At 64.3% G+C, this 3,810-nt stretch carries 5 protein-coding genes and 1 pseudogene; 3 read left to right on the top strand and 3 right to left on the bottom strand.

The window, feature by feature from the left end:
- Positions 1–232: pseudogene (locus DUPY_RS13925) on the top strand (MNIO family bufferin maturase); the annotation flags it as partial.
- Here DUPY_RS13925 and DUPY_RS13920 read toward each other — a convergent pair.
- Together DUPY_RS13920 and DUPY_RS13915 are read right to left on the bottom strand one after the other, a co-directional pair.
- Positions 229–522: a DUF883 family protein gene (locus tag DUPY_RS13920; protein WP_070248984.1), complete on the bottom strand. Its 294-nt coding sequence runs from the start codon at positions 520–522 to the stop codon at positions 229–231. The pseudogene DUPY_RS13925 and the gene DUPY_RS13920 sit on opposite strands and share 4 nt — an antisense overlap.
- Before the next feature lie 156 nt (positions 523–678).
- Positions 679–897 carry an RNA-binding S4 domain-containing protein gene (locus DUPY_RS13915; RefSeq protein ID WP_070248988.1) on the bottom strand — a complete coding sequence of 73 codons (219 nt, stop codon included), beginning with the start codon at positions 895–897 and terminating at the stop codon, positions 679–681.
- Between the two features lie 187 nt (positions 898–1,084).
- Here DUPY_RS13915 and DUPY_RS13910 point away from each other — a divergent pair, with 187 nt between their 5' ends.
- Positions 1,085–1,831 carry a hypothetical protein gene (locus DUPY_RS13910; RefSeq protein WP_141749543.1) on the top strand — a complete coding sequence of 249 codons (747 nt, stop codon included), beginning with the start codon at positions 1,085–1,087 and terminating at the stop codon, positions 1,829–1,831.
- Here the strand turns inward: DUPY_RS13910 and fumC are convergent, their stop codons facing one another.
- Positions 1,832–3,220 (bottom strand): class II fumarate hydratase, encoded by a 1,389-nt coding sequence (fumC, locus tag DUPY_RS13905; protein WP_070248980.1) that lies wholly within the window; start codon positions 3,218–3,220, stop codon positions 1,832–1,834.
- Between the two features lie 152 nt (positions 3,221–3,372).
- Here fumC and DUPY_RS13900 point away from each other — a divergent pair.
- Positions 3,373–3,810: type IV pilus assembly protein FimV (locus tag DUPY_RS13900; protein WP_371851792.1), on the top strand; the 438-nt coding region annotated here is incomplete at its 3' end.

Below are 3,810 nucleotides of genomic sequence, written 5' to 3'. Positions count from 1 at the left end.
CATCCCCGCCGATATGGCGGTGGCGGAAGTTGGTGTGGTGGCGCGGCTTGGGTGGTATGCAATGGTGGCGCCGCTCGGGCGGGGCAGCCATGCCGCGCTGGCGGCGTTGCACGCGGGCGGCACCTTCGGGGCGGCGCTGGACGCGGCGTTCGCGGTGGATGAACAGTTCGACGTGGCGGGGCAGTTGCAGCGCTGGCTCGAGCTGCAGCTGATCGTGGAAATCCGGACTTAATCTTCGCGGTGGAAGGCGCGCAAGAGTCGTGCTTCGCCGGTGAGATCGCGATGCAACTGGTTGGCGCGGGCGGTTAGCTCCATCATGCGGCCGATGTGGGCGTCTTCGAAGCGGGCCAGTTCTTCGGTGGCGGCCAGCAGCGCCTGCGCCAGCTTGCTGCGGGCGGTTTCGTACATGGCGCCGTTGTATTGCGTGGTGTTGTTCAACAATTCTTCGGCATTTTCGATCACTTCGCGCAGATCGCCCAGCAGGCGTTCCTGGGTTGGTGTGGTTGGTTGCGGACCGTCCATAACTTCCCCCTGTTCAAATTCGACACATAACGGTTTTGATGAGATGACAGCAGCCGACTCCGAACTATACGAGGCGGGAACAACGGCCGGATTACGCGGCGTCATGGAAAACGCAGCGTTTCCAGCTTAGACCATTATTGCTCAAATGCAAGTAAATTATACGGGATCGACACTGATGCGGATGTCGCCGACGGTGACCAGCTGGCCCGCGCGGATCTTGGCGGTCTTGCGCAGTTCCTGCTTGCCATCGACCTTGACGTCGCCGCTGGCCACCAGCATCTTGCCGGCGCCGCCGCTGTCGCACAGCCCCACGAGCTTGAGCAACTGATTCAACTCAACAAATTCCCCATTCAACTCAAAACTGACTTTCTGCATTTTTTCCTCTGATACCATGGTTTTCAAGTGCGGCGCCTCGCAACAAGGATAGTGTAGCGGCATTCCGACAGGCGCACAGTTTACCGTGCCAACGCGTATTTGCCAGCAAGAAAAACTGCTAGGCTGGTTCGTACGCTCGACCCGCAACACTCAACACTCAGCGCTGTTCTACCTCTCGGGTGGCATCATGCACAAGTTTTCGATGGCGATCATCAGTTCCATGGCAAGCTGGTCTTGCTGCGCTGCCGACATGCCGCTGCCGCTGCTGGTCCAACCGGACCAGGCGCGCGCCGACTTCCGGCCGCTGCTGGCCGAGCGCAACCGCCGCTATTCGAGCATCGCGGAATTCGAAACCCATATGGGCCGCGCGGTCGGTGCCGTTACTGCCGGCATCCTGCGCCAGACCGGCCCCGAAGCCGAGCGCAACACGGCGCTGGCGCTGCGGGCGCGGCCGACCACGGCCTTTACTTCGTTGTCGATGGGCTATGCGGTCACTCCGCGCAGCTCGGTGATGGCGATGGCCACCTACGGCAAGACCGACGGCTATGGCAGTCCGGACAGCCTGATGGCGCAAGTATCCTCGGTGCGCACGGTGGCGTTCAGTGTCGGCTGGACTACGCGCGAAATATTCGACCACCGCGACCGCATCGGCGTCACCGTGTCGGTGCCCGCCAAGGTGCGCACCGGCGGCCAGCAGGGCGGCAGCCAGGCCGCCTACATGGGCAGCCAGGCGTTTGGCGCGCCGGCCTTCAACCTGCAGCCGACCGCCACCGAGCGCGATATCGAATTCGGCTACAGCACCATGCTCGGCCGCGCCCGCGACGGACGCGGCGGCAAGCTGACCGGCGCGGTGATGCTGCGCTTCAACCCCGGCCACGATGCCAACGCCGCGCCGGACTGGCTGGCCGGCGTGCGTTACGCTTACGGGTTCTGATCAGCCAGGACGGGTCATGTCGATGGGGACTATCCACTGCTCGAATTGCTCGGCCGTGACGTAGTCCAGCGCCAGCGCTGCCTGCTTGAGCGTGGTGCCTTCGTGCTGGGCCTTCTTGGCGATCGACGCCGCCTTGTCGTAGCCGATGTGCGGCGCCAGCGCGGTGACCAGCATCAGCGAGCGTTCCATCAGTTCGGCGATGCGGTCGCGGTTCGGCTCGATGCCGTGGACGCAATGTTCCTCGAAGCTGCGCATGCCGTCCGCCAGCAGGCGCGCGCTCTGCAGGAAGTTGTGCGCGATCAGCGGCTTGTACACATTCAGTTCGAAATTGCCCGAGGCGCCGCCCATGGTGATCGCCACGTCGTTGCCGAACACCTGGCAGCACAGCATGGTGACCGCCTCGCACTGGGTGGGATTGACCTTGCCCGGCATGATGGAGCTGCCCGGTTCGTTTTCCGGGATGGTGATTTCGCCCAGGCCCGAGCGCGGGCCCGAGGCCATCCAGCGCACGTCGTTGGCGATTTTCATCAGCGATGCCGCCAGGGTTTTCAGGGCGCCGTGGGCCGACAGCAGGGCGTCGTGGCCGGCCAGCGCGGCAAACTTGTTGTCGGCGGTGCGGAACGGCAGCGCCAGCGTGTGTTCGAGCTCGGCGGCGATGCGGGTGGCGTATTCCGGGTGGGCGTTCAGGCCCGTGCCCACCGCCGTGCCACCGGCGGCCAGTTGCAGCACGCCGGGCAGGGCGGCTTGTATCGCGTGTTCGGCAAAATCGAGGTGCGCCACGTAGCCGGAAAATTCCTGGCCCAGGGTGAGCGGGGTGGCGTCCTGCAAGTGGGTGCGGCCGATCTTGACGATGTCGGCAAAGGCTACGGCCTTGGCGTGCAGGCTGGCGCGCAGCTGGCGCAGGCCCGGCAGCACGTTGTTGGCCAGCGCCTGGGCGCACGCGACGTGGATGGCGGTGGGGAAGATATCGTTGGACGACTGGCCCTTGTTGACGTCGTCGTTCGGGTGCAGCAGGCGCGACTCGCCGCGCACGCCACCCATCAGTTCCGAGCCGCGGTTGGCCAGCACCTCGTTCATGTTCATATTCGATTGCGTGCCCGAGCCGGTTTGCCACACGGCCAGCGGGAATTCGGTGGGGTGCTGGTTGGCCAGCACCTCGTCGGCCGCGCGGGTGATCGCGGTGGCCTTGGCGCCGTCGAGCAGGCCCAGGTCGAGGTTGACACGGGCGGCGGCGCGCTTGACGCTGGCCAGCGCGTGGATCAGTTCGGGCGGCATGCGCTCGGTGGAAATATGGAAATGCTCGAGGGAGCGCTGGGTTTGCGCGCCCCACAATTGTTCAGACGGTACATCGATGGGACCAAAGCTGTCTTTTTCGCTGCGGGTACTCATAACGGTTCCTTTGTGAAATTGGTAATCATTCTCATCTGACATGCGTCAGCCAGTGTAGCGCAGTTCGGAAAAATTAACTGAGGGCTACAAAAAGTCGATTTCCAGCCGTTAATAGAGAAGATCCCCAGATGTCGCCCGGCGGCCCACCGATTATGCAACGCTACCTTCTTGATATTTTGCTTCGCCTTGTGGCCGTGCTGGCGCTGGCCATGCTCGCCGTGCTGGCGCCAACGCTGCATGCCGCCGAGCTGGGCGACGTCGCCGCGCGTTCCTATATCGGCCAGCCGCTGTCGGCCGATGTCGAACTGCTGGCTGGCGACGGTGGCCCGGTGCAGGCACGGCTGGCGCAGCCCGACGTTTATCGCGGCGCCAATATCACCATGAATCCGGCGCTGGCGTCGGTCAGGATGGCCGTGGCGCGACGCGACGGCAAGGATGTCCTGCACATCACCACCGCCGGCGCGGTCAATGCCGAATACGTGCACGTGTACGTGGAATTGAGCGCTGGCGGGCGGCGCGATATCCGCCTGGCCACGGTGTGGTTGCAGCCCGACCCCAATCCGGCGCCGCCGGTGCGGATGGCGCCGGAT

The sequence above is a fragment of the Duganella phyllosphaerae genome (assembly GCF_001758785.1).
GTDB classification, from domain to species: domain Bacteria; phylum Pseudomonadota; class Gammaproteobacteria; order Burkholderiales; family Burkholderiaceae_D; genus Rugamonas; species Rugamonas phyllosphaerae.
This window is presented reverse-complemented; position numbering and strand designations above follow the sequence as displayed.

Bases quoted from the DNA above. Each gene is read 5' to 3' on its own strand.
- DUPY_RS13920 (WP_070248984.1), bottom strand. From the start codon at position 522: ATGGACGGTCCGCAACCAACCACACCAACCCAGGAACGCCTGCTGGGC.
- DUPY_RS13910 (WP_141749543.1), top strand. From the start codon at position 1,085: ATGCACAAGTTTTCGATGGCGATCATCAGTTCCATGGCAAGCTGGTCT.
- fumC (WP_070248980.1), bottom strand. From the start codon at position 3,220: ATGAGTACCCGCAGCGAAAAAGACAGCTTTGGTCCCATCGATGTACCG.
- DUPY_RS13915 (WP_070248988.1), bottom strand. From the start codon at position 897: ATGCAGAAAGTCAGTTTTGAGTTGAATGGGGAATTTGTTGAGTTGAAT.